This window comes from Mycobacterium sp. TH-M82, from assembly GCF_057473605.1.
Genome location: NZ_JBYCKY010000381.1, coordinates 1 through 1,047, shown reverse-complemented (window position 1 = coordinate 1,047; position 1,047 = coordinate 1). Strand labels below are relative to the sequence as shown.

Sequence of the window (1,047 nt, the reverse complement as noted above, 5' to 3'; positions counted from 1 at the left end):
CAGGATTGGCTGGGCGCGGCGGCTTTCGACCGCGACGAGGACTACTGGCCGCGGCAATGGGCCTACGCCTACGTCGATTTCGCAGCCGGGTAGAAGCGCAGCTGGCTGCGTACCCGGCGCCTGAAGCTCTTCCCCCTGGTCGGTTGGGCCGAACGCGGAGGATATGACGCCCTGGGACAAGGTAATTCGGTGCCCCGCTTCCATATCACCTGGGGTACCGGGCCCGCTTTGGTCGAGATGTTCGCCCGCCGCCTGCGCGACCGCTCCGCGGTGCGATTCGCGCACCGCCACCAGGTAGACGAGTTGATTCTCGAAGGCGGCGCGGTCACCGCGTCCGGGGCAGCGTGCTGGAACCCAGCACCGCCCCGCGTGGGATGCCGTCGTCGCGAAAAGCATTGGTGAAATGTGAGTTTTGTTCCCCTGCGGTGATCGTCACCAGCGGCGGCATCGGCGGCAACCACGATCTGGTGCGTAAGAACTGGCCCAGGCGGATGGGCCGCGTCCCCGGGCAGCTGCTCAGTGGCGTCCCGGCCCACGTCGACGGCAGGATGATCGACATCGCACAGCGTGCCGGCGCACGCGTGCATCAACCCCGATCGGATGTGGCACTACACCGAGGGCATCACCAACTACGACCCGGTCTGGCCGCTGCACGGAATCCGCATAATCCCGGGCCCCTCATCGCTGTGGCTGGACGGCGCCGGCAAGCGGCTGCCGGTTCCGCTGTATCCAGGGTTCGACACCCTTGGCACGCTGGAATGCATCGCCAACTCCGGGTACGACTACACCTGGTTCATCCTTGACGCCAGGATGATCGAGAAAGAATTCGCGCTGTCGGGCCAGGAGCAGAAGCCCGACCTGACCGGGCAGAGCGTGCGCGCTCTGCTGCGTAACCGCGCCAGTTCCGGCCCGCCGGGACCGGTGCGGACGTTCGTCGACCGTGGTGTCGATTTCGTCAGCGCCGATTCGCTGCGTGAGCTGGTGAACTCGATGAACTTGCTGCCTGACGTGGAGCCGCTGGACTATTCCACCGTGGCCTCCGAGGTC

The 1,047-nt window shown here is 66.2% G+C and carries 1 pseudogene; it reads left to right on the top strand.

Annotated elements, in window-relative coordinates:
- A pseudogene (locus tag AC2VON_RS11730) lies at positions 1 to 1,047 on the top strand (FAD-binding dehydrogenase); the annotation flags it as partial.